Annotated in this window: 1 protein-coding gene; it reads right to left on the reverse strand. The window is 71.1% G+C overall.

Annotation, left to right across the window (positions count from 1 at the left end; genetic code table 11):
• Window positions 1-9: 9 nt before the first annotated feature.
• Window positions 10-1,299, reverse strand: a complete 1,290-nt coding sequence (locus tag AAAX35_RS09550; RefSeq protein WP_349117455.1) for an IS110 family transposase — start codon at window positions 1,297-1,299, stop codon at window positions 10-12.
• Window positions 1,300-1,583 lie beyond the last annotated feature (284 nt).

Below are 1,583 nucleotides of genomic sequence, written 5' to 3' on the forward strand. Positions count from 1 at the left end.
CTGACGCTCCTATTTGGCAAGGTGTTTTTTAGAATCCATTTTGCGCTCGGCCTCGAAGGCCTGCCTGTCCCAATCGAGCGGAAGTCCGGCCTCGACCCATGCCTCGTAGGCCCTCCTTATGGGCTTGAGCTCCCTTTGGCCCCTCTCCAGCATCGAGATGTACTTCTCGCTGGTGCCCAGTATGGACGCCGCCCTCACCTGGCTGACCTTCGCCGCGCGCCTGGCCGCCACGAGCTCCGAGGCGTCCTCGGGCCTCCTGACCTCGTGCGGGCGCATCAGCGCCCGGTACGCCTCCCTGGCCACGTAGCGCTTGAGGCACCTCATGACCTCCCTGTCGCTCTTCCCCCGCGCCCTCGCCCTCTCGGCGTACTCGGCGGTCTCGGGGTCGCGCATGACCCTCTGCCTCGCGATCTCGTGCAGCGCGCTGTTCGCCTGCCGGTCGCCGCCCCTGTTGAGCCTGTGCCTCACGGTCTTGCCGCTCGAGGCGGGGACGGGGCAGGCGCCGCATATCGCCGCGAACGACGCCTCGGAGCGCAGCCTGCCCGGGTTGTCCCCGGCCGCGACCGCGAGCTTGGCCGCGCTCACGGGCCCGCACCCGTACATCGCCAGCAGCGCGGGGCAGTTCTCCTCCAGGGACGCCTCGATCGCGCGCTCCATGTCGAGCGCCGCGTCGCGCGCCGCCGCCCACAGGTCCGCCAGCGCTCCGAGCGCGGCGCCCAGCGCGCCCTCGGCGCGCACGGAGGGGAGCTCCTCCATCAGCCTCGGCCCCGCCATCCCGCGGAACCTCGACCTGAGCCCCTCCGGCGCGGTGGTGAGCAGCGACCTCGCGGTGTTGATCGCCGAGGTCCGCGCCTTCACCGCCCCGGAGCGCGCCGCGAGCATGCAGCGCACCCCGTCGACCCACCCGTCCTGGCTCTTGGGGGTCCCGAGCCTTGAGCCGGACATCGCCGCGCGGGCGGCCCTCTCCGCGTCCGACTCGTCGCACTTCCCCTGCCCCGGGCGCCTCCTCTGCGTCCCCGCCGGGGAGAGCGCCTCGCGCACGGGCATCCCCAGCGACGCGAGGTGCCTGGTGAGGCCCGCCCCGTAGGACGACGTCCCCTCCATCGCGACGCAGGCCGGCTCCCCGGCCGCCGCGATCGCCCCGGCGAGCGCCTCGTATCCCGCCGCGTCGGCGGGGAACTGGCGGGACAGGACCTTGCGGCCCCTCCAGTCGAGGACGCACAGCCAGTGCGAGTCGGCGTGGGTGTCGACCCCGCAGAAGACCGGCCCGCGGGCGCCGGGTGTCGATTCGGTTCTCATGTCTCGCTCCGTTCTTTCCGTGCTCGCCTGGACCGGGCAGACGGCACACTGACGGGGCGCGATAGAATGCGGTTGTTCGGGTCCGCGGTATCGCTCCATGCTCCTATTAGGTCATGCGGCGGTCTCGGCTCGCCGCGGCCCGCGCGGGACATGTCAGGAAACGAGGGCAGCCCTGTGGGCGCCAGCGGAATGTGGGGTCACCGCGCGGTCCGCATCTGATGGTGTCGACGTCAATGGTATACGGGTGCACCATCGACGTCTTCAATACAGAAAATATCAGTGCG

Origin of the sequence: Collinsella sp. CLA-ER-H11, from assembly GCF_040092445.1 — a bacterium.
GTDB lineage: Bacteria > Actinomycetota > Coriobacteriia > Coriobacteriales > Coriobacteriaceae > Collinsella.